Origin of the sequence: Gelidibacter gilvus (assembly GCF_004115975.1) — a bacterium.
In the GTDB taxonomy this organism is placed as follows: domain Bacteria; phylum Bacteroidota; class Bacteroidia; order Flavobacteriales; family Flavobacteriaceae; genus Gelidibacter; species Gelidibacter gilvus.
Window position 1 is genome coordinate 738,604 of record NZ_SDDZ01000001.1, and the last position, 26,796, is coordinate 765,399.

At 38.1% G+C, this 26,796-nt stretch carries 21 protein-coding genes; 9 read left to right on the forward strand and 12 right to left on the reverse strand.

The genetic code is table 11. The annotated features are described in order from the left end of the window. Positions 1 to 33: 33 nt before the first annotated feature. Positions 34 to 840 carry a THC0290_0291 family protein gene (locus ESZ48_RS03175; protein WP_129015844.1) on the reverse strand — a complete coding sequence of 269 codons (807 nt, stop codon included), beginning with the start codon at positions 838 to 840 and terminating at the stop codon, positions 34 to 36. A gap of 304 nt (positions 841 to 1,144) precedes the next feature. On the opposite strand from ESZ48_RS03175, the gene gdhA reads away from it, so the two are divergent. The 4 genes from gdhA (at position 1,145) to ESZ48_RS03195 (ending at position 8,140) form a co-directional block, all read left to right on the forward strand. Further along, positions 1,145 to 2,485, forward strand: a complete 1,341-nt coding sequence (gene gdhA / locus ESZ48_RS03180) for an NADP-specific glutamate dehydrogenase (RefSeq protein ID WP_129015845.1) — start codon at positions 1,145 to 1,147, stop codon at positions 2,483 to 2,485. Between the two features lie 127 nt (positions 2,486 to 2,612). Next, positions 2,613 to 4,973 (forward strand): type IX secretion system anionic LPS delivery protein PorZ, encoded by a 2,361-nt coding sequence (porZ, locus tag ESZ48_RS03185; protein WP_129015846.1) that lies wholly within the window; start codon positions 2,613 to 2,615, stop codon positions 4,971 to 4,973. Between the two features lie 20 nt (positions 4,974 to 4,993). After that, complete coding sequence (gene recO / locus ESZ48_RS03190) at positions 4,994 to 5,713, forward strand: DNA repair protein RecO (protein ID WP_129015847.1); 720 nt, start codon at positions 4,994 to 4,996, stop codon at positions 5,711 to 5,713. Positions 5,714 to 5,728: 15 nt separating this feature from the next. Continuing rightward, the gene (locus ESZ48_RS03195) at positions 5,729 to 8,140 is read left to right on the forward strand and encodes a TonB-dependent receptor (protein WP_129015848.1); all 2,412 of its coding nucleotides are present in this window, start codon (positions 5,729 to 5,731) and stop codon (positions 8,138 to 8,140) included. Between the two features lie 59 nt (positions 8,141 to 8,199). Here the strand turns inward: ESZ48_RS03195 and ESZ48_RS03200 are convergent, their stop codons facing one another. Next, the gene (locus ESZ48_RS03200) at positions 8,200 to 12,747 is read right to left on the reverse strand and encodes a choice-of-anchor D domain-containing protein (protein WP_129015849.1); all 4,548 of its coding nucleotides are present in this window, start codon (positions 12,745 to 12,747) and stop codon (positions 8,200 to 8,202) included. Positions 12,748 to 12,863: 116 nt separating this feature from the next. Here ESZ48_RS03200 and ESZ48_RS03205 point away from each other — a divergent pair, with 116 nt between their 5' ends. Continuing rightward, positions 12,864 to 13,334, forward strand: coding sequence for a regulatory protein RecX (locus ESZ48_RS03205; RefSeq protein ID WP_129015850.1), 471 nt, complete (start codon positions 12,864 to 12,866; stop codon positions 13,332 to 13,334). Between the two features lie 216 nt (positions 13,335 to 13,550). On the opposite strand, the gene ESZ48_RS03210 is transcribed toward ESZ48_RS03205, so the two are convergent. From ESZ48_RS03210 to ESZ48_RS03240, 7 genes are all read right to left on the reverse strand, one after another. Further along, on the reverse strand, positions 13,551 to 14,042 hold the full coding sequence (locus ESZ48_RS03210) for a DUF6646 family protein (RefSeq protein WP_129015851.1): 492 nt from the start codon (positions 14,040 to 14,042) through the stop codon (positions 13,551 to 13,553). A gap of 64 nt (positions 14,043 to 14,106) precedes the next feature. Next, the gene (locus tag ESZ48_RS03215; protein ID WP_129015852.1) at positions 14,107 to 14,970 is read right to left on the reverse strand and encodes a cupin-like domain-containing protein; all 864 of its coding nucleotides are present in this window, start codon (positions 14,968 to 14,970) and stop codon (positions 14,107 to 14,109) included. A gap of 146 nt (positions 14,971 to 15,116) precedes the next feature. Then, complete coding sequence (locus tag ESZ48_RS03220) at positions 15,117 to 16,223, reverse strand: serine hydrolase (RefSeq protein ID WP_129015853.1); 1,107 nt, start codon at positions 16,221 to 16,223, stop codon at positions 15,117 to 15,119. Positions 16,224 to 16,236: 13 nt separating this feature from the next. Then, positions 16,237 to 17,664, reverse strand: a complete 1,428-nt coding sequence (locus ESZ48_RS03225; RefSeq protein WP_129015854.1) for a flotillin family protein — start codon at positions 17,662 to 17,664, stop codon at positions 16,237 to 16,239. Beyond that, a complete protein-coding gene (locus ESZ48_RS03230; RefSeq protein WP_129015855.1) occupies positions 17,633 to 18,268 on the reverse strand; it encodes a hypothetical protein in 636 nt (211 codons plus the stop codon). Before ESZ48_RS03230 ends, ESZ48_RS03225 begins: the two co-directional genes overlap by 32 nt. A 300-nt stretch (positions 18,269 to 18,568) precedes the next feature. After that, a complete protein-coding gene (locus ESZ48_RS03235; RefSeq protein WP_129015856.1) occupies positions 18,569 to 18,985 on the reverse strand; it encodes a DUF2007 domain-containing protein in 417 nt (138 codons plus the stop codon). A 135-nt stretch (positions 18,986 to 19,120) separates the two neighbouring features. Beyond that, a complete protein-coding gene (locus ESZ48_RS03240) occupies positions 19,121 to 19,669 on the reverse strand; it encodes a hypothetical protein (RefSeq protein WP_129015857.1) in 549 nt (182 codons plus the stop codon). Between the two features lie 241 nt (positions 19,670 to 19,910). Between ESZ48_RS03240 and ESZ48_RS03245 the strand changes: the two genes are divergently transcribed. The 4 genes from ESZ48_RS03245 to ESZ48_RS03260 all read left to right on the forward strand — a co-directional run bounded on the left by ESZ48_RS03245 (position 19,911) and on the right by ESZ48_RS03260 (position 23,071). Continuing rightward, the gene (locus ESZ48_RS03245) at positions 19,911 to 20,435 is read left to right on the forward strand and encodes a DUF2975 domain-containing protein (protein ID WP_129015858.1); all 525 of its coding nucleotides are present in this window, start codon (positions 19,911 to 19,913) and stop codon (positions 20,433 to 20,435) included. A gap of 2 nt (positions 20,436 to 20,437) precedes the next feature. Further along, positions 20,438 to 20,932 carry a DUF2975 domain-containing protein gene (locus ESZ48_RS03250; protein ID WP_129015859.1) on the forward strand — a complete coding sequence of 165 codons (495 nt, stop codon included), beginning with the start codon at positions 20,438 to 20,440 and terminating at the stop codon, positions 20,930 to 20,932. Between the two features lie 2 nt (positions 20,933 to 20,934). Continuing rightward, positions 20,935 to 21,141, forward strand: coding sequence for a helix-turn-helix domain-containing protein (locus tag ESZ48_RS03255; protein ID WP_129015860.1), 207 nt, complete (start codon positions 20,935 to 20,937; stop codon positions 21,139 to 21,141). A gap of 142 nt (positions 21,142 to 21,283) precedes the next feature. After that, complete coding sequence (locus tag ESZ48_RS03260) at positions 21,284 to 23,071, forward strand: M61 family metallopeptidase (protein WP_223266341.1); 1,788 nt, start codon at positions 21,284 to 21,286, stop codon at positions 23,069 to 23,071. 58 nt (positions 23,072 to 23,129) lie between these two features. On the opposite strand, the gene ESZ48_RS03265 is transcribed toward ESZ48_RS03260, so the two are convergent. From ESZ48_RS03265 to ESZ48_RS03275, 3 genes are all read right to left on the reverse strand, one after another. Beyond that, positions 23,130 to 23,405 (reverse strand): F0F1 ATP synthase subunit epsilon, encoded by a 276-nt coding sequence (locus tag ESZ48_RS03265; protein ID WP_129015861.1) that lies wholly within the window; start codon positions 23,403 to 23,405, stop codon positions 23,130 to 23,132. 74 nt (positions 23,406 to 23,479) lie between these two features. Continuing rightward, complete coding sequence (gene atpD / locus ESZ48_RS03270; RefSeq protein ID WP_129015862.1) at positions 23,480 to 24,988, reverse strand: F0F1 ATP synthase subunit beta; 1,509 nt, start codon at positions 24,986 to 24,988, stop codon at positions 23,480 to 23,482. Between the two features lie 189 nt (positions 24,989 to 25,177). Continuing rightward, on the reverse strand, positions 25,178 to 26,794 hold the full coding sequence (locus tag ESZ48_RS03275) for an SGNH/GDSL hydrolase family protein (RefSeq protein WP_129015863.1): 1,617 nt from the start codon (positions 26,792 to 26,794) through the stop codon (positions 25,178 to 25,180). Positions 26,795 to 26,796: the final 2 nt, after the last annotated feature.

A 26,796-nucleotide genomic window follows, 5' to 3' on the forward strand; every position in this document is an offset into this window, starting at 1 on the left:
CGATTTTGAAATTAATGGGTGGATTATTTGATTTTAGTCAAAATAATGGATAAAACCTATGTTTAACCATACCATATAATCATTGGATTTATTAGAAGGTAATATATGGTTTAAGCCATCCACCTTGTCGCTAAAATAGTGTTGCCATCTTAGGTCGAGCATGAAATCCGAGTAATAAGAAACTTTATATCGGGTGCCGACACTTCCCACAAGGGAAAAAGTGGTTCCACTTTGAATATTTACAAACTCAGTATCTCTAATTGTTCCGTTAGAATAACGGTGCCATGGGCCATAAAAGTTATCCAAGTTTTTCGCATTGCCATCGCCGTACGAGGTGGAAACCTTAGGATTATAAAAAGTATAATGTATTCCAAAACTTATAAATGGTGTGAAGGAATTCGTGGCATAGGAAAACTCTCGAAGACTGAAAGGAAAGTAGTCCAGTTGCATCCCAATATCAATATTTTGGGTTTCTCCAGTATGTGCTCTTAATTTATCGGCATTTACCCCTGTTTTTGAGGGATCTGCCCATTTACCAAAATGTTTAAGCTTGGTGGTGTTAAAAGAAAGTTCGCTGCGTAATTTAAAGTGATGGTTAAAATAATCATAAGGCTTGTATCCAGGGGTATCCTCAAAATTCATGAAGTGGACAATCCCAATCCCAAAACCTGTGTTTCCTGCGGTACTTTCAAAATCACGACGCTCCCCGAAATCCGATTGAAAAGCTGTAGGCCCAACAATAATACCGAGTTCATTTGTGAATCTGTTTTGAGAAAAGCCTGTTGAAATACCCATAATAAATACAGATACTATGGATAACTGTTTCAAACTAGGCGCCATATAGTGTTGTTTATTTAACGGAGTTGGTATTAACAAATATATGAAAACTGAGTTAAGTTCCAAACAAAACATTAGCAACGTGAAGATTATAACAAAAAAAAAATCTTGATTGTTATGATATTGATTTATTTGCTTACTTTTTTAGGTGGAAATATAAAAATTGCTCAATGGATTACCATAGATTTATGGATATCATAATTTTTAATAAATGTTTTATTATTTCATTGAGAAAAATTCATTAAAATCTTTAATATGCCTATATTTGCGGGGTTAAATGCAATAAATACTGATAATAAGTTAATAAATGACAGAGCAAACAGCATCTTTTTTAGATTATGTACGTAGAAATAATCCCAATGAACCAGAATTCTTACAAGCAGTCCACGAAGTAGCAGAAACCATCTTACCTTACATAGAAGTAAACCCAAAATACCAAGATAAGATGCTATTGGAGCGCATGGTTGAACCTGAGCGCACAATTATTTTCAGGGTTCCATGGGTTGATGATAAAGGCAAGATTCAGGTAAATAGAGGCATTAGGGTTGAATTCAATTCGGCAATAGGACCTTATAAAGGAGGGTTGCGATTTCACCCAACCGTAAATTTAAGTATTCTAAAGTTTTTAGGATTTGAACAAACCTTTAAAAACTCGCTTACTACGCTTCCTTTGGGAGGTGGAAAAGGGGGGTCTGATTTTGATCCTAAAGGGAAAAGTGACAACGAAGTCATGCGTTTTTGTCAATCTTTCATGAATGAATTATACCGACACATCGGTGAGAGTACAGATATTCCTGCTGGCGATATCGGTATTGGTTTTCGAGAAATCGGCTATATGTTTGGGCAATATAAAAAATTGCGAAATGAGTTCACCGGAATTTTGACCGGTAAAGGATTGTCTTATGGTGGTTCTTTGATCAGACCGGAATCGACCGGGTATGGACTCGTATATTTTGTAAGAAGCATGTTGGCGATTCAGGATGAAACCTTAAAAGGAAAAACGATATCCATTTCAGGATCTGGAAACGTAGCACAATATGCTTGTGAAAAAGCAACGGAATTTGGTGCGAAAGTAGTGACCATGTCTGATTCTTCTGGGTATATTTATGATCGGGATGGAATAGATGTTGATAAACTCGCGTTTATTATGGAGTTAAAAAATGTGAAACGTGGAAGAATAAGCGAATATGCAGAAACGTATAAATCGGCAACATTCCACGAAGGAAGACCTTGGTCAGTAAAAGCCGATATCGCTTTACCATCTGCCACACAAAATGAATTGAATGAGGAAGAAGCTAAGCTACTTGTAAGAAATAATGTTATCGTCGTTGCCGAAGGCGCCAATATGCCATGTACGCCAGAAGCAATTGAGGTATTTCAAAAGGCAAGGGTTTTATTTGGACCAGGAAAAGCAGCAAATGCAGGTGGCGTTGCAACTTCTGGTTTGGAAATGAGCCAGAACGCTTTAAAACTTTCTTGGGATAGAGAGAAGATTGATGGGAAATTAGTGACCATTATGGAAGATATCCATCAGTCTTGCGTAACTTACGGAAAGCAGGAAGATGGTTTTGTTGATTATGTGAAGGGTGCAAATATTGCCGGGTTTGTTAAAGTAGCAGATGCTATGTTGTCACAAGGTGTAGTATAATTTATTAAAATATGACTGATTTAAAGGCTTCAATAAGATGTTATTGGAGCCTTATTTATGTTCTTAATATATGAATAGACTAAAAATGTCGTTAGTAATAAATATCTTTGACATCTATTAGTATTCTATGATAAAACAGGTGACCTCCGTTTTTTTATTTTTCCTAGTGCTTTCTTCCCAGGCGCAGGATTTTTCAACATTATGGCAAGGTTATTTTTCCTATTATAATATTAAGGATATTGCTATTGGTGACAATAAAGTTTATGGAGCTTCTGAGAATGCAATTTTCACCTATGATTTGTCATCCAATCAAATAGAAACCATAACCACAATAGAAGGCTTATCCGGAGAAACCATTTCTACGATTGCCTATAGTGACGCTTATGACACCTTATTGATTGGCTACGAAAACGGTCTCATTGAAATAGTTTCAGGTCCAGAAAATGAAATACTGTCGGTGGTCGATATTCTTGATAAACAAACCATTCCTCCAAACCTTAAGCGCATCAATCATTTTAATGTTCTTGATGGATTGGCTTATATCTCTACTGACTTTGGTATTTCGATTTATAACTTGCAACGGCTGGAGTTTGGGGATTCCTATTTTATTGGTAATGGTGGGAGTCAAATTAATGTGAACCAAACTACGGTGCTGAATAATACCATTTACGCGGCTTGTGGGAATAATAATGCTATAAAAGCAGCAGCATTATCTAATCCGAATCTTATAGACTATCAGCAGTGGCAAACCTTAGGCAGCGGGAGTTTTGTTTCGGTTGAAAGTGTCGGTAGTCGATTGTATGCCATCAACGCTAATAATGTAGTCTACGAAGTTTCCAATGGTGGGTTCACTAACTTATTTACATATTCTGATTTGCCATTAGATACAAAAGCTGTAAATGATAATTTAGTAATTACCACTGGAAACCATGTGTATGTTTACAATAGTAATTTTGCCACATTGGCTACAGCGACGCTTCAATCGGAGTTGAACACGCGTTTTACTACTGCCACAATCACTGAAAATCATATTTATATAGGAACAAGCAGTTCAGGTGTTTTAAAAACCAACTTTTCAAATACGATGGCCTACGATGTGGTCAGGCCAGAAGGACCACTTATGAATGATGCTTTTAAAATTGAAGCTGGGAATAACAATTTGTGGGTCACCTATGGAGATTATACCGTTTCCTACAATCCATACCCATTGCGTAGCTACGGTCTTAGTCATTTAGTTGAGGAAAATTGGATAAACACGCCTTTTAGCAGTCTTTTAAATGCCCAGAACCTGAATTATATAGCTGTGAATCCCTTTAATCCGACCCAAGTATTTATAAGCGCCTGTCAACAAGGAATTTTAGAGCTCAATAATGAAGTGGCAACCGTATTATTGGATCAGAACAATAGTGGCTTGGAACCTATTGCTGCTAACGATCCTTCCGTCAGACAAACGGGGTCTCAATTTGATAGGAATGGGGTATTATGGACCATGACCAGTCGTGTTGATAAGGCTTTAAAGTCTTACAACCCAAGCACTGGACAATGGCGGGGTTATAGTTTTAGTGAAATCATTCAAAACCCTCTTCTTGACGAATTTGGCTTTGGTGATTTGGTGATCGATAGAAGTGGCACCAAATGGATTGGTGCGTATAAGAAAGGCCTCATTGGTTTTAACGAAAACGGCAACAAGATAGGTTATATAAATTCTGAAGAGCAGAATATGCCCGACCAGGTGGTCTCAGCGGTTGCAGTGGATAACAACAATCAACTGTGGATTGGTACAATAAAAGGCTTGAGAGTGCTTTATAACACTGGTGGTTTTTTCGATTCGCCCAACCAGAGTGTGAAGGAAATTGTAGTGCTTGACGATGGCATTCCGCAGGAGCTATTGTCCAGCCAATATATTACAGATATTAAAGTGGATGGCTCCAATAATAAGTGGATTGGAACTTTAGATGCCGGCATTTTTTATTTTTCTCCTGATGGACAACAAACCATCTACCATTTTACCACAAAAAACTCCCCATTACCTTCCAATTTTATTAAAGACATTTCTATTGATGCGCAAAATGGCAAAGTTTATATTGCGACATCAAAAGGATTGGTGTCTTTTTCTTCTGGAGGTTCCAAACCAGAAGAGGAATTGGCAAGTGCTTTTGTTTATCCAAATCCTGTAAGGCCAGAATATGATATTCTTGGTGCCAGCAGTTTGAATGATATTAATAAAGGTGTCAAAATTAGAGGCATCACTGAAAATGTCAATATAAAAATCACCGATATTGAAGGTAATCTCGTTGCTGAAGCGCAATCAAGAACCAATTTAAGAGCTTCTCGTTCCAACTATAATTTTGCAATTGATGGCGGAACTGCCATTTGGAACGGTAAAAACCTAGCCAATAATATTGTGGCTTCAGGAGTTTATTTGATTTTGATTTCTGACTTGGATTCTTTTGAAACCAAGGTCTTAAAATTATTGATCATCAGGTAACCCACTCATTTGAACAGACTATGTTAGTTAAAACCAACGCGATCGTTCTTTCCAAGATAAGATATGGAGACCATGATGTGATCGTAAAATGCTATACCCAAAACAGAGGTATTGTCAGCTATTTATTGCGCGGTGTTTTAAAAAGCAAAAGAAGTAATTCTAAAATTGCGTATTACCAGCCTTTATCACAATTAGAAATTGAAGAGAATTACAGGGCTAACCAGTCCTTGCATTATATTACTGATGTCAAACTAGGTGTGGTCTACCATAGCATGCATACCAATATCATAAAAGGCGCGATAGTTATGTTTTTGTCAGAAGTTTTGTCGACTACCTTAAAAGAAGAAGAAGCAAATCCGTCTTTGTATGAATTTTTGGAAACCACGCTTCAGTGGTTGGATCATGAAACCGATTTCGCGAACTTCCATTTGTTGTTTTTATTAGAACTTTCTAAACATCTGGGTTTTTATCCAGACACCTCACAATCTGACTTTCCATACTTTAATTTACGCTCCGGAAGTTTCGAGCTCAAGCAACAAACACCTTACACCATCTCAGGCGAAAATTTAATACTCATGAAACAGCTATTGGGCATAAAGTTTGATGGTCTGAACTCTCTAAAGCTGCATTCAAAACAAAGACAGGCCTTTCTGAATTTATTACTGCTTTATTTTGAATTACACCTATCCGATTTTAGAAAACCAAAATCACTTCAAGTATTTAATGAAGTGTTTCGTTAAACCAAGTTTTACACTATGAGATTTTTCTTTTTGATAAGTGCTTTCCTAATCGCTATGGCTTCGGGACAATCACAGAACGTTAAAATCTTAGAAGAATTCACAAACCTTCCAATTGCTGGAGCGGCTATTTACAATGCTTCAAAAAGCAGATCAACAACTTCAGATATTGATGGTGTTGCCAATTTGAGCCGATTCTTAGCAGATGAATTGATTTTTATAGAGCACTTGCTTTATAAAAGCGGCAGTTATATCACTTCGGATATTTCCAATAGAACAATTTATTTAAAACCGAAAATTGAAGGTTTGGATGAAATTGTGGTCTCGGCTTCAAAATTTCAACAAAGTAAACGAGATATTCCACAAAAAATTATCAATATCAATGCAAAGGCCATAGGATTTTCAAACCCACAAACCAGTGCAGATCTATTGGAGAATAGCGGCAATGTGTTTGTTCAAAAAAGTCAAATGGGTGGTGGAAGTCCGATGATAAGAGGTTTGTCTGCCAATCGTCTTTTGATGACGGTGGATGGGGTACGCATGAACAACGCCATTTTTAGAGGCGGTAATTTACAAAATGTAATTTCTATTGATCCCTTTACCATTCAAAATACAGAGGTCACCTTGGGCGCGGGTTCAGTGGTTTATGGAAGTGATGCCATTGGCGGAGTGATGAGTTTCTACACAAAAACGCCACAACTGTCTTATTCTGATTCGCTATATTTTAAAGGAAGTGTTGTAGGACGATATGCCACGGCCAACAAGGAGAAAACTGGACATATTGATTTGAATTTCGGATTAAAAAAATGGGCTTTTTTCACCAGTGTGAGTTATACTGATTTTGATGATTTACGAATGGGAAACCATGGTCCCATAGATTATATCCGGTCAGAATATGTGCAAACTTCTGAGGGTGTTGACCGGATCGTCGCAAATGATGATCCTCTAATACAAATTCCTACTGGTTATGACCAAATTAACCTTTTACAGAAGATTCGATATGAGCCCAAACAAGATTGGAGCTTTGATTTAGGTTTGTATTATACTACCACATCCGAGTATTCAAGATATGACCGATTGCTTCGTTACAAAAATGGAACTTTACGCTCGGCGGAATGGAATTATGGACCACAACGTTGGTTTATGGGGAATTTGCAAGTGACAAAATTAAGTAGCAATTCCAATCTTTATGATAAAATACAATCTACAGTAGCCTATCAAAATTTTCAGGAAAGTAGAATGGATAGAGATTTCGGTAAAACTGAAAGACATATCAAGGAGGAAGCAGTAGATGCCCTATCATTTAATTTGGATCTTGAAAAGCAATTTGGAAAAAGAACGGAATTTTTTTACGGATTGGAATATATTTACAATCAGGTCATTTCTGGCGGGATGCAAGAAAACATCCAAACAGGTACGAGTGTCCCAACAGTTTCGCGCTATCCCAATGGATCAGATTGGCAATCAATGGCCGCTTATACAAGTCTTAAGTTCAAACCCAATCAAAAATTTGTATTTCAAACAGGCATTCGCTACAATCATGTGATTGTCCATGCAGATTTTACAGAAAACAATGCCTATCTCAAGTTGCCATATACTGCCACCAGAATCAATACCGGAGCTTTTACGGGAACGGCAGGTGTCAATTGGAACCCAAACCAAACCCTTGGGATACGATTAAATACATCATCGGCATTTAGAGCGCCCAATATAGATGATCTTGGAAAAGTCTTTGATTCTGAACCTGGAGCAGTAGTGGTCCCAAATGATAATCTAAAACCAGAATATGCTTACGGACTTGAATTGGGTGTCAAACTGAATTTCGAAAATGTGTTTATTTTAGATATGGCGACATATTATACACATTTGGACAATACTTTGGTACGACGTGATTTCACATTGAATGGTGCCTCCGAAATTATGTATGATGGCGAGTTGAGCACTGTGCAGGCCATTCAGAATGCAGCAGAATCTCGCATATATGGTGTTGAAGTTGGAATGCATGTCAATTTTACCAAAGCGCTAAAATTGAAATCTTATTATAACATCATTGGAGGTGAAGAAGAGGGCAATAATGGCGAAAAAAAACCCTTGCGCCACGCTGCGCCACAGTTTGGTGCCACCCATTTAATATGGCAAAATGAAAAATTCCAAGTGGATGGATTTGTTAGATATAATGCCGCCTTGTCTTATAATCAATTGGCGCCTTCTGAACAGAGTAAGGATTATATCTACGCATTGGATGCTAGTGGCAATCCTTATGCACCATCATGGTACACAGTAAATTTAAGAACCCAATATGAATTTAGCGATGCCATATCTTTAACTGCCAGTCTGGAAAATATTACCGACCAACGCTATAAACCTTACTCGTCAGGAATTGCGGCTCCCGGTCGTAATTTTATAGTGGCTTTAAAATATACGCTTTAAGACTTTGGATTCAAGAACCAAGACGGTTCAATTTAATGCCAAACTCGAAACTTAAAAGCTCAGAACCCAGAACTTAAAACAAACCGTTTGGTAATAATTTGTCCGTTGGAAAGTTCGACTTTGGCAATATAAGCAGCTTGACTTAAATGGCTTAGATCGTAAATTTCAGTGGTATTGTTACCTTTGAATTGATTTAGAGTTCTACCCAATATATCCATAACTTCTACGGATATGATACTCAGATTTTGTCCAACAGAGAATTCAACTTGGGCGTTACTAAGTTCAATAATAGATAAATCTTTGGTGTCCATAATAAAGTTGACCGCGGACAAGGTTTTGTTTTGAAATACAATAACAAAGCGATTGTTAAAGTCGCCAGTTGCTGAGGTGAAATTATAATCAGAGACCGATAGATTATGATGAATATTCAGGAATTCATCTTTTAGAAAGAGATTGTTTTCGTCAAAAAATTGACCTTGAGTCTGGGCAACGGACAATTTATACAAGGTTGGCTGTGAAATTGAAGTCTTCAATCCTAAGGGAATTTCTTCTTCTAAACTTAAACTGTTAACTGCTTTTCCTTGAATGGCATATTTCTTATTACTTTCAGGAATTTCCGTGTATATGACGGCACTCAAACCCGTTGACAGATTGCGCTCAGCATCATAGGCAAATCCGTCAACCCCATCAGTTGCACCATCCACATAAGCCACCAAAACTTGATTAAAGACCCCATTATCTGAGGTAAGGTTAATCCAGAATTTATTTGGTACGTCTGAAGGAGCATTTCTGAAAAACTGAGAGTTGCTATTGGCGTCGGCCATCCTCATGGAATTTTTGAAGGTTAGTATGCCGCCGTCATTGATTCCTATAACAAAAAAGCCTTGACCTGTCGGAATATAATCCAAGGGCATTTCGGCTGTTCCACCAGCTGTATTTCCACTTCCAGTAGTAATTATGGCATAATCATTTCTATTGAAGTTAAGCACTTGATTGCCGGGATTACTTGCCAAAGGTGGACTGGCTTGACTCCATAAATATGCTGCGCCAGATATGACATCCGAATTTTGGCTATGAACGAGTTTAAAATCAATAGCAGATGGGTATGGATTCCCAATAAAATTCCAGTCCTTGTCGGTCGCAATGGCATTTGTATGAATGGTGACTGAGATATTTCCGTTATTGAATTCGCCATTAAACACGGTGGCATCAATTCGCGGGAATGTTCCGGAGTTGTTAGAAGTAGAGGCATAGCCTACACCCGGAATCATACTTCCGGTGGCTAACTGCCAATCGTCACCATTATCATCAACATCATCACCATTGATGTCTTCATAGTTTGCAGCCTCAAAATAAAACCGTCTATTGGGAGATGCCATACTCAATACAGATTCGACGGATTCATTGGTTACGGGCGAACTCCAATAGGTATAGTCATACCAATTCTGCTTTGGTGCAGTAGATTTTCTAACCCTTGCAGAGGCTGGGATTTCCAATGTAAAACGTCCTGCATCGCCGTCATCCCCGCGTTGCACAAACGCTCCTTTACTCTCGACCACGATTTCACCAAAGTTCATAGGCGAATTTCCATTGACAAGCACATCAGTCATTACTTCCACATAATACTCATCCGTAATATTTAAGGTAAACCCAGAATTTACAACGAGGCTACAAGCAGTAAAGTTTCCAGATGTAGGACTTGTTGTATAATTCCCATTAATAATTGCAGTTGTATGTTGGTCTGGAATTGACGGATTCCAATTTAAGCCATCCCAGGTTGTCTGATTGATCTCCAATCTAACGGCATTGCTGGCAGAATAGCATGTTGCACTACTCTCACGGATTTGCGCGTAATATTGATAACCGTCCAAATTAAGGATTCTCAGGATGGTTAAAGCACTACTTTGTTGACCGGAGTAGTCAAGATTTGTTTCCAATATTTCGACCCAATTTACGGTTCCAGGTGCGTTATAATACCATTGATAGGTTAACGGAAATCCACCCGGAACACCTTCTGTTCCCGAAACCTGTAATGTTGCCGTTAAAATGCAGTTTGAGTTTGGTGCAATTGGCTGAACGTTTAGCATAGGCGAGGCGCCTCCTGAATAATCGTAGTGTCCAATATCTGAATAATCATTTGTGCCACATGAGCTGGGACCTGAACCTACCCAATCAATGATATTCCATTCGCTAAGATTAAAAGTGGGATTTGGGAGCAAAGAAGCAGTATTCAAACGTCTAAAGTTAAATCCTCGATCTCCGGTAATCAGTGTCGCATCCATCCATGTATTATCCATATATACGCCAAATTGATCAACAACTTCCGTCCCATTGGATTTTAATAATCTGATGAGGTCGTGTTCATTATCTTTTTTGTTAATGCCGCTTATAAAAGTGTTTGTTAAAGCCGCAAATTGACCATTTGCACCTTCTTGTGAACATGAGTTCGAATTGGTTGGATTTGTAGCAACCCCAATGGCTACGACATAGGTTGAATTGTTTGCTAAAGGGACACCTTGAAGTGAAAACGTATGAGTGGGAGCGCTTGATCCATTGTTATAGATGCTTAAAGAATACTCTCCCAATGGTACCGTTGCGCCTGTACCATTATAGATTTCAATATAACTTAACCCGCCTACTGTGGCGTCAGTAACCTCGCTGATAAATAAATCAGAAAGACTAGCGCTTCCTTCGCAACCTCCAATGAGGTTGTCTATAATAGTAAATGGGATGGTACTGATACATCCAATGCTGTTGACCACTACGATATGACCCGTTGCCGCATTAACTGGAATGGTCACTTCAATGGTGGTCGAATTGATAAAGGTTGTTGCCATTGCAATACCGCTCATACTAGCAAGGGTAGAGCCGTCAAAATTTGTTCCGGTAACAGTCACGATGGTTCCAATGGGTCCTATCGATGGACTAACTGAGCTGGTCGTCGTAACGCAACGTCCTGTGCCTCGAATGTCAAAAGTATAGGGGTTTTCATCAGGATCATTATTAGAGATGGACACGACTGCATTTCTATTACCAGCCGCTAAAGGCGAGAATTCAATTTCTAAAATTGAAAATTCTCCAGGAAAAATTGATCCAGCGGGATTTATGATTATTGTAAAATCTCCAGGATGGGCGCCAATAATCGTAACGTTGGAAACGGTTAGATCAAAGTTGCCAAGGTTCTGAATGCGGTAGGATTTGGATTGGGTAGCACCTATAAATTGAGCAGCAAATAATGTATTATCAGTACCCTGCGGGGAATTATCCCCATTAACAATCTCAGGGAATGTGCCTAAGTTACCCTCCACCCTAATTTCAGGTGCCATCACATTCAACACTCCAGAAATATAGGTCGACCCATCCCAAAAGCTGCCTGCTGAACCATCCGCCATAATGCCACCGTATGACCAGATGCCGCTATTCAATCGAAAACGTGTGGCGTAATAATAGATTCCGTGACTGGTAATGGCAGCACCTAAATTAGCGGCATACTCATCATTCTGTCCATCGTTACAATCTAAACAAGCGGCATTATAAGTCGCAGGAATCCAATTGGTCCATGTGTTTGGATTGGTGTTTGTAGGACTATAACCAATCTCTGCTATAATACCAGGGCCTTGGCCAGTTCCTGGGGTGATCCCTTGTTCATATACTTGTCCGTAAACATCAAAAGCATCTCCTAAATTGATGGTTCCGATTCCTGGGAATTGTAGGTTGCAGAAATCGACGGTATCCACGCTCAATACGCCGCTCAAATTGGAGGTACCATCCCAAAAACCACCACCTGATCCACTATAACCACCATAGCTGTATGGTCCACCATCTAATTGAAATCGACTTGCGTAATAATAGGTTCCAGAAGTTAATGTCGTACCGATGTTGGCAACATATTCATCGTTATTTCCTGATTGTCCGTTAAAAGTTGCAGGCAGCCATGTCCATTCTGCTGAGTTTGGATTATTGTTTAGGATGTTATAGCCGATCCAAGCCGAAATGCCAGCACCCTGTCCCGCAGCTTCGGTGATTCCAGCTTTGTAAACTTGGGCATAAACATCAAATCCGTTTCCTACTGTGATGTTTCCATTTTGAGGAAACTGGAGGTTGCAGTAATCTACCGTAGCTGTAGACGCTGCTGTCCAGGAAATGTCATCGATTTTTATCTGATTACCTGAAGTGCGCAATTCAAGGAATACTGTTCCAACAATATTTACATTACTACTGTATATTGTCGGAATGTCAGAACTTGGTGAAACAATAATCTCAGAGCCCCACTGAACCCCATTGATCCAAACCGTTATGCTACGTGGACCTAGACCTGTAAATGCTCTTGCATAGGTGAAGGATAACATTCCAATTCCTCCAGAATAAATTGGAGAGGTTATGGATCCAGTATTGTTTAGGCAAATTGCTCTACCATTTAATATTTGATCCGTGCGTGCGTTGGTCGCATTCCAAATAGTTGTTCCATCATCTCCCGTCCAACTTCGGGGTTGATAGGTATTAGGACTTGATGTTGGAATGTTCGTAAAACTCTCCGAGCCTTGCCCATACCCAGACAAACCAATGCATAAGAATGCTACCAATAAGAGGGTGTATTTTTTAATCATGAGGAAATTAATTAATACGTATTACTAACACAGGTCATCAAATATAAGCTAAAAAGTCTTACAATCAACATGTTACATTTTTATGGGTATTAATGAATTAGTTACTATTTTTGCATATGTTCACAAAAAAAACCTATACCGTCGATGAAGCTTTGAAGAGAATGGAGAGCTACTGCAGTTATCAAGAACGCTGTCATAAGGAGGTCATCCAAAAACTGCGTGACATGTATATGATTCCTGAAGCTATTGACCATATCGTGGTAAAATTGATGCAGGACAATTTTCTAAATGAAGAGCGTTACGCCAAAGCTTTCGTCAGCGGAAAATTCAGAATTAAAAAATGGGGGAAACAGCGTTTAACTCGTGAGCTGAAACAAAAAGATATCGGTAAAACCTTAATTACCATGGCGCTTCAAACCATATCCGACCAAGAATATATGGAAACCTTTCATGCTCTAGCTGAAAAGAAGGCAGAAAGTATCAAAGAAACGAATGTCTTAAAGAAAAAGAAAAAGTTGGCAGATTATCTGTTTTATAGAGGATGGGAAAGTCATTTGGTTTATGATAAGGTGAATGAGGTGTTTTGAGTAGGGATTAGGGATGAGGAATTAGGTATTAGAGAGGAGTATTCAGAGGTGAGTGAAAAGTAGCCAAGATTGATTATCGAATTCTCTGAATGTACCATTTTTTAGAGCCAGGTTAAGGGTTGAAGAATGTTGATTTTTGACAACGGACCACCACCAACAAAAAAACTGTACCATTCCGAAGAACCATACAGTTTTAAATATCAATTAGAATGTTGTTTATAAGTTAAATGACGCACCAATATTAAGTACAAATTGATTGTAGATATATTCCGCTGGATTGGTAATGTTGGTCTTGTATTTAGCAATTGGGAAAGTTGCCTCTGTGAAAATTCCGAATCCATTAGAGAAAAAATAACGTGCACCCACATGGCCACCAAAATTCTTTAAACTTAAGTTCAAGCCTGGGTAAACATCAAAATTTTCATCAATATTAAGAACGCTTCCTAAATGCGCGTTGAAACGGCCCTTAACATCAAAACGGTCACCAAAACTAGCATTCAATTCTTCCTTTACACCTAAAGCGTAGGCACCTACTATACCTATAGAGATATTTTCACCAAGACCATAATCATAGCTTACACCAATCCCTGTGGCCTTATCTTGGAAGTTGGCACCAATTTGGAATTTATTATCAGTATTTCCTTTAAAAGCCTGTGCATTTGCAAACGAAACGCTTAGGATACTTAAGATTACAATCAGTTTTTTCATTATAAAAATATTTGATTAAAATTTCGTGCAAAGATAGTTATGTTTTTAATACTGCACTAAGTATTTAGCCTAAACTCTTTAGGGTTCTGCTAATGGCTTTTTCATTTTTCCAATCAATCCATTTTTGACCTTGTAGCTTGCGCATTAAAGTATCAAAATGCCGCATGACCACAATATTATAAACGGCTTGCCCAAAGTTTTTTGGGTTTCTGGCAATAGCGCGTAAACTCATTGAAAACCCTGGAGTGAGATATTTCATATAATGCCAATACCCTTCTGGCATGTAAAGTACTTCGCCATGTTTTAATTCTGTTCTATAACCTTTTGCCTTTTTAAGCGCTGGCCATTTTTCTAAATCTGGATTTGAAAAATCAATGTCCTCACGGGTAATCAGCGAATGTGGAATCTTATAGAGATAATCATTTTGCTTTTGATCAAAGAGAATGCACAGTTTTTTTCCTTCAAAGTGAAAATGGAAAATGTTGGCGAGATCAATGTCATAATGCATGAATGTATGAGAGTTTTCGCCGCCAAAGAATAGCATAGGTAAGCCCTTCATCAACTTTAGCCCAAAATCAGGGTACGAGTAATCCTTTTGTAATTGAGGTATTTCCTTTAGGGCGTTCCATAAAAAAATTCGAAATTTAGTCGGTTCACGTTTTAAAAGATCGATATAATCTGCCATTTTCATTTTGGCATGAGGCTCATTAAATCCATCTTTATGATGTACAGGACGATCGTCATAAAGTGGTACGATCTTATCTCCTGCAATCTCCTTGATGTAGTCTAGTCGCCACTTTTCATAGGCAGGCCATTCTTCAATAAAGCGCTCAATCACAACAGGTTTTTGTGGCTTGAAATAGTGCTTTATAAAATCCTCTTTGGTAATAGTTTTTACACGAGGGATGTCTTGTAGATCTAGTGCCAATACATTAAGGTTTAGCTTGCAAAGTTAAGCAATCGTAGCTGAATGGTTGAAAAGGAATGTTAAATATTTGGGTGTTTTCACGCTAGTCATCAGTTGGTCTGTATGTTATATCCGTTTGTTTTGAAAATAACAAAAACTCTCCATTTTCAATGACCTTCCAGAACCAATTGCCGCCCCAATGCTGCCAAAAAAGGAATGCCGACATCATCATATTCGTAAATACCGTCATTATAAATTTTGTTTTTATTGACATGGATGGTGGCTGTGATAAGGTATTCTTTTTTTGTCTTGCTATTTACGATATAGGCGCAATCGGTTAAATAGCCATATGCATAACCTACTTTATTATAAATTTTCAGATGTTCAGGGATGGGATTTTTACTATCGCCAATAACGAAAAACTTGTCATAGCTATCATAATAGTCTTCTGTAATATAACCGGCTTCTCTTGGAAGGATTCCCATGGCATGAATCAAAAATTGCCGATCATTTTCTGAGAGATGAAATTGCTGATCTTTAGGAAACAGTTCTGGGAATATCAACCGCTTTAGAATGCCATGTAGGGAACTTATTGGCAAATAGTTTTTATCTGAAAAATCCATCGGTTGATTGACTAAACTGTCGCCAACGGTGTATCCAATGCCTTTTTTTATCAGATTCAAGTACAAGGGAGCAATGGCTAGGTTGTTGAGGGATTCTGTCTTCAAAATAATTTCTTCATCATTGTAAAAGGAAAGAGACTTGGTCACCAAATCGTCAGAATTTAGTGTGGACAAACGGTGTGAGATTCTAGCGGGAATGCCTTTAGCGTTAAGTCGAAGGTTGATCTCATCCTGACCCAAAAACTCAAATAATCGGTTGGAAGCAGCGTTACTGCTTACCGCAAAAATCTCGATAATATCTTTGGAGAAGGTTGAGGTGTGGCTATCTCCTTCTATTTGATAGGTCGTGTTTCTATCGAGCAATTTGTTTTCGTTCAACTTTTCCAAAGCCAATATGGCTATTGGTAATTTCACAGAACTGGCAGGATAAAAATAATTGTTATCGTTTACCTGAAATTGATCTTCCTTAAAGCTGACCTGGCCATTTTTATCACGAACGACTTCAGAAAAGAAAACCTGCACTTCGTGCGAAGGCAGGTCTTTCATTATTCTATTTATTTTGACATCATCCGAAGATAAGGCGTTTTTAACTGGACTCATAGTCGTACATCCCAAAGTGGTTAATAATCCAAATAAAACAGCATATTTCATTCTTTAAAAATGCTTATTCATCCTTTTTTGGAGTGCTTTTACTTTTTGGAGCCTCCTTTTGGACATCAGAGAGTTCTTTTCCTTTTAAATACTCTGGTAAATCCATTCCGGCCATATTGAACATGTCCTGTAATGGTGGCACTGATTTGTACATGCCTGAAAGGAAATTTGCAGTTGATGATTTCCCATCGCCGTTGCCGCCGTTTTCCCACACGGTTACTTTATCAATTTTGATGTTTTTAATGGCTTCCGCTTGTGTTCTTACCAATTCTGGTAGTTTATCAGCAATCAATAGCAATACCGCATCTTTGGAGTTGTTACCGGCGGCTTTCACAATTTGATCTAAACCTGCTGCTTGTTTGGTCAAGACTTCGTAAAGACCTTGGGCTTCTGCCTGCGCCTTGAATAAAATAGCATCCGCTTCACCTTTCGCTCTTCTACGGATACGTTCTGCATCAGCTTCGGCATCAATTTCTACTTTTTGTTTGTCTATTTCGGCTGGTACAATAATGTCAGCCATTTGAGAGGAGCGCACGCGTTCCGCTCTAGCTATTTCCGCTTCTTTCTCGGCAGCATAGGATTCTTCCAGTCCTTTTGCTGTTTGTACTTTTTCAGATGCGGTAGCCACACGGTCTGCTTCTGCTTCACGTTGACGTCTTAAGGAATCGGAATTTGCAACCGCAATTTTGGCCGTATTTTCACCTTCAACTGCTTGAGCATTCGCCGCAGCTACTTGAGATCTTTGGTCTTGTACGGCATTGGCCTCACCAATAGATCCATCTCTTACTTTTTCGGCAACCGACTTACGAGCCGCATTGATGGCATGGGCGGCAGCTTCTTTTCCTAAAGCTTCAATATATCCAGATTCGTCAACAATATCAGTAATATTGACGTTGATCAATTTAAGACCTACTTTTTTCAATTCCGATTCTACACTTTGTGAAATGTTCGTCAAAAATTTATCTCTATCGTTGTTGATTTCTTCAATGTCCATGGAAGCTACAACCAAACGCAATTGACCGAAAATGATTTCTTTGGCCAATTCTTGGATATCACTCATTCCTAAACCCAATAAACGTTCGGCAGCATTCTGCATTACGCCCGGTTCTGTTGAAATACCAATGGTAAATCTGGAAGGGACGTTGACCCGTATATTTTGTTTTGAAAGTGCATTTACCAAGTTGACCTCAATAGACATAGGCGTCAAGGTCAAAAACGAATAATCTTGAATCACAGGAAAAATAAAGGCAGCGCCACCATGAATACATTTGGCAGATTGGCCACCACCAACTTTACCGTAAACCACTAATATTCTGTCAGAAGGACAGCGTTTGTAGCGTCTGATAAGGATGATTAAAAATACAAAAATAAAGAGGATCGCAACAACGACTGCAATGGGCAGTCCTAAATTAAACGTCTCTTGTGTCAGCAGGAATCTCATAGGTTTTTGGTTTAAAGGGTTCTATTGGTTTAATGGTTTGATCAACAATTAGGATACCGTTACTGGTGACATCCACAACTTTAATAATGGTGCCAGATTTCAATTCGGTAAAGGAATCTGAAAGTGCTTCAAGCTCTCTCAAAGTGCCTTGAACACGCACACTGACCTTGCCCATTCTTGAACGGTTTTCGCCAATGGTCAAATAAACTTCGCCAATGGCGCCAATGGCATTTTTATAATCGAGTGTGCCACTATCGGTGAGTTTTTTCATATAATGGAACATCGCAGCCATAATGGTCATCATGATCAAACCGGCAATTACCGAAATTAAGACCGTAATGGGTTTTGAAAATCCTTCGCCAATACAGGCAATTCCCGTCCATCCAAAAATGGTAAAAAAACCGATGAGATTTTTAAGTGAAATGAATTGAAATTCAATGCCAGTATCGGTATCAATCGATGTGTCAACATCATCAAAATCCTCGCCACCATCAAATCCCATAAGGGTCATGATAACAATGAAAAGGAACACGAGAGAGCCAATAAGGGCGATGACCCAGTAAAACTTGGCGAACAATTCTAAATCTGAAAACCACTCCATCATAGTCGGATAATTTTTAATTTAAAAATGGAATATAAGACTTTAAAAATCTTAGACCATTTATTTTGATAATAATATTGAAAGCGTATTCACCATGATCTTCCAATGCTTTAGGTAATTCTATTCAATAGAAACATGGGTTAGATTTCTAATGTAAGACTATTAAAACCGTCACTTCAATTTTTTTTAAGGAGAAGTTCCAAGGTTATTGTCAATCTTCTATTTATAGGTAGTAAAATTCGGTTTTTTGTTACAGAAGATGTTGTTTTTCTAATTTGATTTCTGAGTTTGGCTGAGGTTACTTTATTTTAAATCAAACTCTGTGTCGCACATTTCACACCTATATTTATGTTTGGTATAAAATGGCAGTGATGAAAATAGGATTCCAAAAAGAAACCAGAAAAGTGATTTCAGGTCTTTAATCGTAGAGAATAGTTCGACGTGAGTACTCCTGCAATTCGGACATTTAATCGAGTTTCCTTTATCATCCAAAGAGTAGGGTTGAATGGAATTCAAAATTGTTTGAGCTTCTATGGCTTGGTGGGAGAGGACTTTCAGTTTAATACCTCCAATGGCTTTACTGACCAATGGATCTGTATCAATGGTAAGATTATCAGATAGAAAGACTTTAATGCCATCCGATTCCAATCTGCCTTTGATGATCTGTGCTTCCGTAGAATATTGAAATATCGCAACGATTGTAAATGTTTCGGTTTTCATAGGACAAGGGTAGTTTTCTGTTGAAAATAAGCCCCTAGATAATCCTTAGAGGACAAACCCTCCATTTGAAGAGGATTATTTAATTGAAAAAATGGATTTTTAATTGGTCTAAATATTAATCTATAGTGTATTTTTTTAACTTATTTCACCATTTATTTTCTGTCTTAAAAGTGATTTATCTATAAATCGAAAGTCATTGGGAACCGTGGCATCCAATAGATCGATCTGTAAATACTCTGAAATTTCATAGCCTATTTCAAACGCTTCCTTGGCGTTATTTTTTTCATATAATTCCCAATGTTTATTAGTGTCATACCATAGATTTATTTCAAAAATTCTGTCACCATTTTTTAATGGTTGATGGAAAACAGAGACGTATTCATAACTATGGATGGTTTTCCATTGTCCCAGTTTTACAGGGCCAATTTCAAATGTTGATCGGAACCTGGACTGACCGAGATCAATATATACACTCTTTCTAAAAGAAAAGAAAGTACCTATAGCAATAAGATAAATTACAACTCTTGATGAGATAATGGAGGTTAAGTATATTTCTGGTCTAAGAAAAGTGTTATAAATAATCCATAACAAAAGTACGGCAGCGAAGGTGAAAATGAGCGAGGCAATAAAAATTTGCCAAAACGGACGTTTACTACCTGAAACAATTATATGAGCATCAGCCATAAAACAAATATAGGAAATGGATTTATAAAATTATTATATATTATAAACCATGCTATAAGAATGACAGAAAATGTTTTTGCTTATGTGAAATCCTCGTCTGCACTTAATTCTTTGTGTATGATTTCATTAAGAAACGAGGCCTTTAGATGGTTTTAAAATCTACTTGCCTATAAAATAAATTTTTAATGTTATTGTTTATCGATAATTTTATTTACATTCGTTATTGTTAAACGATAATTTTATGAAAGATCATACCAAAATCCTGAGTATTGTCACCTATGTTGTTATTCTGACTTCGGTGTCCATTTTATTGAATGAACTACGAGAGTTCAATTTTGAGCAATTCAAGGAGTTTCAAAGTTGGGCACTAACAGCGGATAAGAATGCGCCATGGTGGACTTCAGAAAACGCTTTGCAATGGAGTTATTATGCTATAAGCGCGGGACTCTTTTTCTGGAGAGGCTATTTGATTTATGGATTTACTTATTTTCTTTCGATTTTAAAAGAAATAGAAAAAGGCAATTACTTTAGTGATAAAAATATAAGCTCATTTAAGAAGGTGGGTAATATATTCATTGGGTATGCCATAAATGTTTTTATACTAAAAATGATTTTGGCCGCTGTGGAGGGAAGCAGATTTGTAGCGATGGAGCAATTGAAAGAAGGCTTTTCATTATTGATTCCGGCTGGATTGGCGTTTTATATCCTAGCAGAAATATTTAAGCAAGCTCAGGCAAATCAGGTAGACAATGAATTAACGATATAATTATGAAACGAAATATACTTTTTAAAACGCTGGTAGATGTTTTGTTTATCTTCCAATTCATTGGTGTTATTACTCTTGTTATTGTGATGCCTTTTGGAGATACTAAAATTCAAATGATTGATCAGCCTGTCGTAGAATGGAGTTGGGCCTTATGGCTGGTTTTGATCTTAAGTTTTTTGACTTATATCATTTTTATTTTGGGGCTTTACCATTTAAGGAAAGTGGCCAGATATTTATTAGTAAATAAGTATTTTGATTTGATAGTTGTGAACCACTTAAAAAGGAGTGGATTATATTTTGTTGTAACGGGTATTTTTAGTTTAGTACTATTATTAATGGTTTGGTTAGTTAAAATTATGACGGGAAAGATAGCCTTATATGATTCTGACATCACGCTATCTTTTTTTATAATCACTATTGGCTTATTTTTTATCATCCAAAGTGATGTCATTTTGAATGCAAAGAATTTTAAGGATGACAGCGAATTAACGATATAGCCATGCCGATAATAGTTAATCTAGATATAATGCTTGAGAAAAGGGGTATGAAAAGTAATGAACTTGCCGATATGGTAGGCATTACCACCGCCAATCTTTCCATCCTAAAAACAGGCAAAGCACGTGCAATCCGTTTTTCAACTTTAGAAGCTATTTGTGAAGCTTTAGAGTGTCAACCAGGTGATATTTTGGAATTCATTAAAGATTAACTTCCCTTAGACCTCGCCAGTTTCGAGAACCTCTGAGAAATAAGTCGGTTCTGCGAGGTTTTTTATCAAATAACATCGGGAGTTGTAGGTCTGAAAAGGATTAAAAAACATTGTATCTTTGAGAATCAAAATGTCAAAATCCATGATTCGAACTATTTTCTCCTTCATTTTTTTTCTGTCTTCCTTTGCTTTTCAGGCACAAATCTCTTCGAAATACAAGATTTCTTTTGAAAATGCGACACATCACGAAGCAAACATCAACGCAACCTTTACTAATCTTCAAGCAGATGAAGCTACTTTTGCCATGAGTCGTTCTTCACCTGGTCGATACGCCTTGCATGAATTTGCGAAGAATGTTTACAATGTAAAAGTAACCGACGGAAAAGGAAAGGAACTGATAGCGACGAGGCCAGATCCTTACTCTTGGAAGGTTAAAGGTCATGATGGTACCATTAAGGTGAGTTATACCTTATTTGCCAATCACGGCGATGGCACGTATGCACAGATTGACGAAACACATGCCCATTTAAATTTACCAGCCACCTTTATCTATGTTCCAGAACTTGAAGCACAAGAAATAGAGGTGACTTTCGATATTAGGGAAGATCTGAATTGGAAAATTGCCACCCAACTCAAGCATCAACAAGATAACACCTATTATGCTCAGAATTTTCAATATTTAATGGACAGTCCAGTAGAGATTGCCAATTTCAGAACACGTGCTTTTAAGGTAAAAGATCAAAACATAGTTTTTGTGTTACATGATGATGCCGCTTCTGATGAACAATTGGATGCTTACTTCGAGAAAGTCAAAAACGTGGTTTTAGAACAGAAGCAAGTATTTGGTGAATTACCACGCTTTGATTATGGTGAATATACTTTCTTGGCCTGTTATATGCCAAATGCTACTGGAGATGGGATGGAACATCGGAATTCTACGTCAATTCCAAGTTCAAGAAGTTTGTCAAAAGGAGGTGTTGAAATGAATATTGGAACTGTTGCCCATGAATTTTTTCATATTTGGAATGTGGAGCGGCTGCGTCCAAAATCCTTGGAACCGTTTGATTTTTCAAGAGCTAATATGAGTGGCGATTTATGGTTTGCTGAAGGGTTTACCAGTTATTATGATGATTTGTCTTTGGTGAGATCTGGAATTATGAGTCAGGAAAAATATATTGACGGACTGGTAAGAACCTTTAACTATGTATGGACTTCTCCGGGAAGACAGTTTTTTACACCTATTGAGATGAGCTACCAAGCGCCTTTTGTAGATGCTGCGAGATCAGTGGATGATACCAACAGAGAAAACACCTTTATCTCCTATTATTCATATGGAAGTATGTTGGGATTGGCGTTGGATTTATCCTTAAGAGAAAAGAATTTGAATCTTGATGATTATATGACCTTGGTTTGGAACGCCTATGGGAAAACTGAAATTCCCTATACCGTCGAGAACCTGCATGAAAGTTTAAATCAGTTTGCAGGAAAGGAATTTGGCGATTACTTTTTTAATAATTACATTTTTAAAAGTGGCATGCCAGATTACAAAAAGGCTTTTAAACAGGTGGGCTTGAGCTTGGAAATCAAAAACGAGATTGATTTTGGTGCGTCAGTTAGGAGTCAGAGAATTATGACCAATCCTAAAATAGGATCTTCCGCTTATACATCGGGATTTCAAAAAGGGGATAAAATTCTCAAAATTGGAGAAATTAACTTGGACGGAAATGCAAGCATCAATTCCATATTAGATACGTTTAAAGTAGGAGAGAAGATTACGGTAATATATGAGCGTTTTGGATCTCAAAATGAAAAAATGCTCACCATTGCCACAGATGTGGTTTACGAACTGAAGCTGATGGAAGATAACGCCAAGGAACTGACCAAAAAGATAAAAGAGAACCGTGCGACTTGGTTAAATTCTAAAGTCTAAAACTAAAAAATCACGCTTTCGGGCGTGATTTTTTTTATTCAAAATAAGTGAGTTTTGATTAGTCAACCAATACAATCACTTTATTGTCTTTCATTTCAACAGTACCACTGTTAATGTACATAACCCAACTTCCGTCTTCTTGTGTGAAGTTTGCTTCCTGTCCTTCCGCAATAGTAGCATTGCCCTTGAATTTCACCGGACCTTTTCCAAGAATGGAAACAATAGCGGCGTGATTGTTCAACATTTGGAATTCACCTTCAATACCTGGAACGGTAACGCTTTCAACATTACCACTAACAAGTGAGGCTTCAGGGGATACAATTTCTAAATACATATTTCTATAGTTTGCAGTCTACAGTCCTCAGTCTGCAGCCACTGAAGACTGAAAACTGAAGACTGAGGACTCATTTACGCTTCAGCAAGCATTTTCTCGCCTGATTCAATAGCTTCTTCAATTGTTCCTTTAAGGTTGAAGGCTGCTTCCGGAAGGTGGTCTAATTTACCTTCCATGATCATGTTGAATCCTTTAATGGTTTCTTTAATATCAACCAACACTCCAGGAATCCCTGTAAATTGCTCAGCAACGTGGAATGGTTGTGAAAGGAAACGTTGTACACGTCTTGCGCGTCCAACAGCCATTTTATCTTCTTCAGAAAGCTCTTCCATTCCTAGAATAGCAATAATATCTTGTAATTCTTTATAGCGTTGCAATAACTCTTTTACGTTTTGTGCACAGGTATAATGCTCGTTCCCTAAAATTTCAGCAGTTAGGATACGTGAAGTAGAATCCAATGGATCCACCGCAGGATAAATACCTAACTCAGCAATTTTACGAGACAATACAGTAGTAGCATCTAAGTGGGCAAACGTAGTAGCAGGTGCAGGATCCGTTAAGTCATCCGCAGGAACGTATACCGCTTGTACTGATGTAATGGAACCTCTTTTTGTTGACGTAATACGCTCTTGCATGGCACCCATTTCAGTTGCCAATGTTGGTTGGTAACCTACCGCAGATGGCATACGACCTAACAATGCTGATACTTCAGAACCCGCTTGTGTAAAACGGAAAATGTTATCAACGAAGAACAACACGTCTTTTCCTTGCGCTTCACCAGCACCATCACGGAAATACTCAGCAATAGTCAATCCTGATAATGCCACACGCGCACGAGCTCCAGGAGGTTCGTTCATCTGTCCAAATACGAAAGTTGCTTTGGATTCTTTCATGATGTTTTTATCCACTTTAGATAAATCCCATCCGCCTTCTTCCATAGATTGCATAAAGTCGTCACCATATCTAATAATGCCAGACTCTAACATCTCTCTCAAAAGGTCATTTCCTTCACGAGTTCTTTCTCCAACTCCAGCAAATACTGAAAGTCCACCGTGACCTTTTGCAATATTGTTAATCAACTCTTGGATCAGAACCGTTTTACCAACACCAGCACCACCAAATAAACCAATTTTACCACCTTTTGCATAAGGCTCAATCAAGTCGATTACTTTGATCCCTGTGAATAGTACTTCTGTTGAAGTTGATAGATCTTCAAATTTAGGGGCTTGCCTATGGATAGGTAAACCAGCGTCGCCGGCTTTAGGTAAATCACCCAATCCATCAATAGCATCACCAATAACATTAAACAAACGTCCGTAAACATCTTCACCAATTGGCATTTGAATAGGAGCACCCGTAGCAAGTACTTCAGTACCTCTGCTGAGTCCGTCAGACGAATCCATCGCAATGGTACGAACAGTATCCTGACCAATATGAGATTGGACTTCTAATACTAATAAAGAACCATCAGGTCTTTTAATTTCTAAAGAATCATAGATTTTTGGAAGCTCTGAACCCGCTTCAAACGCTACGTCGATTACTGGGCCAACGATTTGTGCAACTTTACCTGTAACTTTTGACATTACTTATCTGTTTAATGTTGAATTAAATATAAAGCGAAAATATACTTACCCAATCAAGTTGGGTACTTCGTTTTTCGCGCTGCAAAGATATGATTTTTTAACTAATTAAAAAGTGGTTTTCGGCGTTTTTTAAGCAAAAAAAAACACCTTCTTTTGAAAGGTGTTTTAATCTATGAGTCTTAGTCTCAATTATCTTAATGCTGGGTTATAGTTTGTTGGATATTCTCCTGGTTTAGCTTTATAGCCAGCCGCAACAAAATTGGAGCCGTACTTGGCGTCAATAGCTTTTAAAAATTCGTTAGCCATGAGTGAATACCCTCTTGATGTTAAGTGGACGCCATCTAAGCTTATCAATCCACCACTAACTAATTTTGTAGTGAATATAAAGTCACCATCAGAAAAACCAGTTTCCGTTGCAGTTTGTAGAATGCCTTTAAAATCTACTAAGGCTAAATCCTTTTGGTCAGCTATGGCTGCAATAGATTGGTTGTATAAATCAGTAGCTGCTTTGATATTTGCCTGCTCACTTGGGATAAGTACCCATTTGTCAGCTAAAGGCAAAGTAACGCCTTCTACAGAAAACTGTCCGGCAAGTTGTTGAGGTAATCCTTGAGCCATTAGAGCGGCTACAGATGCCATATTTACAGTACCAATAACGCTGCTGCTTGGTAAAACCAATAAGTCACCGGCAGTAGCTTGTCTTGCTTGACCATAAGTGCTCGCTAATAAATTAGCTACTAATGGTGCTGCTTGAGGTGGTAAACCAAATTGTGCGATAAATGCAGGAAAGGTTGGACTCGCATTTAAAGCGCCTGCAATTTGTGGTGCAATATTCGTTAAGCTTTCATCATTAATAACCACAGCACTTGCGGCCGTTTCTGAAAAAACGATAACCCTGGACGGATCAATTACCGCGAAAATTTGGTTCAAAGCTCCAAAAATGCTATTCAACATTGGAATTTGAGGACCAAAAGCAGGATTTGCTGGGCTTAATGGATTGTGTGGTACGGTTGTAAAATGCGCTAAGTTCGTAATGTAAGGTACATTGGTAACAACACCTTTTGCACCATTACTTGTTAATGCGTTGACTGCGGCCGAAAATGAAGCGGCAAACACATTTGGATCTGTAATGTCGTTACTGCCGTAAGTTGCAGGATTTAAGTTGCCTAATTGATAGATTCCAGTACCTCCTGAAGTAGCATAAGCCAACACGTCATTTCCACCAATTTCTGAAAGTGTGAAAAATGTTGCGTTCTGGGCTACAGCATCACCAAGAACAGTGGCTGACGCGCTAGACGCCATACGTCCAAAATAAGGATTTAAAGCACCATATCCAGGGATCCCTAAATGAAAGCTTTTAGCTCCAGGGATGCCATAATTGTTAAACGGACCTGATAACACTTCAGTTAATTGAGTTGTTGGAACAGCATTTAGCAATTTTGGCGCTGGACTGGCTCCTGTTAAATCTAAATAGAGTCTCGGTGCTACCGCTACAGTAGAACCCATAACAAAGCCTCCAATATTATCTTTCATTAATGGTTGTGTAAATGCACCTCCACCAACATTGGCAAATATTCCAGATAGAATATTAGGGAAGGAGTTTTCCTGCGCTTTGATAAAAAGAGCATTGTCTGTATATCCGGCAGAAAAAGATGCGCCTACCGCTACATATTTTGAAAAGTCAACGGAACCAGCGGTCAGCTCCGGTAATGGTTCGGGCGCTGGGTTGTAATCATAGTCATCATCACTACAAGCTGTAAAAGCAACTAGGATAGCGGACAGTAGTAAATATTTTATATTTTTCATTA

Excerpts from the sequence above, each read along its gene's own strand:
- ESZ48_RS03260 (WP_223266341.1), top strand. The coding sequence starts at position 21,284 with ATGATTCGAACTATTTTCTCCTTCATTTTTTTTCTGTCTTCCTTTGCT.
- ESZ48_RS03250 (WP_129015859.1), top strand. The coding sequence starts at position 20,438 with ATGAAACGAAATATACTTTTTAAAACGCTGGTAGATGTTTTGTTTATC.
- ESZ48_RS03195 (WP_129015848.1), top strand. The coding sequence starts at position 5,729 with ATGAGATTTTTCTTTTTGATAAGTGCTTTCCTAATCGCTATGGCTTCG.
- porZ (WP_129015846.1), top strand. The coding sequence starts at position 2,613 with ATGATAAAACAGGTGACCTCCGTTTTTTTATTTTTCCTAGTGCTTTCT.
- ESZ48_RS03200 (WP_129015849.1), bottom strand. The coding sequence starts at position 12,747 with ATGATTAAAAAATACACCCTCTTATTGGTAGCATTCTTATGCATTGGT.
- ESZ48_RS03175 (WP_129015844.1), bottom strand. The coding sequence starts at position 840 with ATGGCGCCTAGTTTGAAACAGTTATCCATAGTATCTGTATTTATTATG.
- gdhA (WP_129015845.1), top strand. The coding sequence starts at position 1,145 with ATGACAGAGCAAACAGCATCTTTTTTAGATTATGTACGTAGAAATAAT.
- ESZ48_RS03210 (WP_129015851.1), bottom strand. The coding sequence starts at position 14,042 with ATGAAAAAACTGATTGTAATCTTAAGTATCCTAAGCGTTTCGTTTGCA.
- ESZ48_RS03240 (WP_129015857.1), bottom strand. The coding sequence starts at position 19,669 with ATGGCTGATGCTCATATAATTGTTTCAGGTAGTAAACGTCCGTTTTGG.
- ESZ48_RS03230 (WP_129015855.1), bottom strand. The coding sequence starts at position 18,268 with ATGATGGAGTGGTTTTCAGATTTAGAATTGTTCGCCAAGTTTTACTGG.
- ESZ48_RS03245 (WP_129015858.1), top strand. The coding sequence starts at position 19,911 with ATGAAAGATCATACCAAAATCCTGAGTATTGTCACCTATGTTGTTATT.
- ESZ48_RS03205 (WP_129015850.1), top strand. The coding sequence starts at position 12,864 with ATGTTCACAAAAAAAACCTATACCGTCGATGAAGCTTTGAAGAGAATG.
- atpD (WP_129015862.1), bottom strand. The coding sequence starts at position 24,988 with ATGTCAAAAGTTACAGGTAAAGTTGCACAAATCGTTGGCCCAGTAATC.
- ESZ48_RS03235 (WP_129015856.1), bottom strand. The coding sequence starts at position 18,985 with ATGAAAACCGAAACATTTACAATCGTTGCGATATTTCAATATTCTACG.
- ESZ48_RS03220 (WP_129015853.1), bottom strand. The coding sequence starts at position 16,223 with ATGAAATATGCTGTTTTATTTGGATTATTAACCACTTTGGGATGTACG.
- ESZ48_RS03255 (WP_129015860.1), top strand. The coding sequence starts at position 20,935 with ATGCCGATAATAGTTAATCTAGATATAATGCTTGAGAAAAGGGGTATG.
- recO (WP_129015847.1), top strand. The coding sequence starts at position 4,994 with ATGTTAGTTAAAACCAACGCGATCGTTCTTTCCAAGATAAGATATGGA.
- ESZ48_RS03265 (WP_129015861.1), bottom strand. The coding sequence starts at position 23,405 with ATGTATTTAGAAATTGTATCCCCTGAAGCCTCACTTGTTAGTGGTAAT.
- ESZ48_RS03225 (WP_129015854.1), bottom strand. The coding sequence starts at position 17,664 with ATGAGATTCCTGCTGACACAAGAGACGTTTAATTTAGGACTGCCCATT.
- ESZ48_RS03275 (WP_129015863.1), bottom strand. The coding sequence starts at position 26,794 with ATGAAAAATATAAAATATTTACTACTGTCCGCTATCCTAGTTGCTTTT.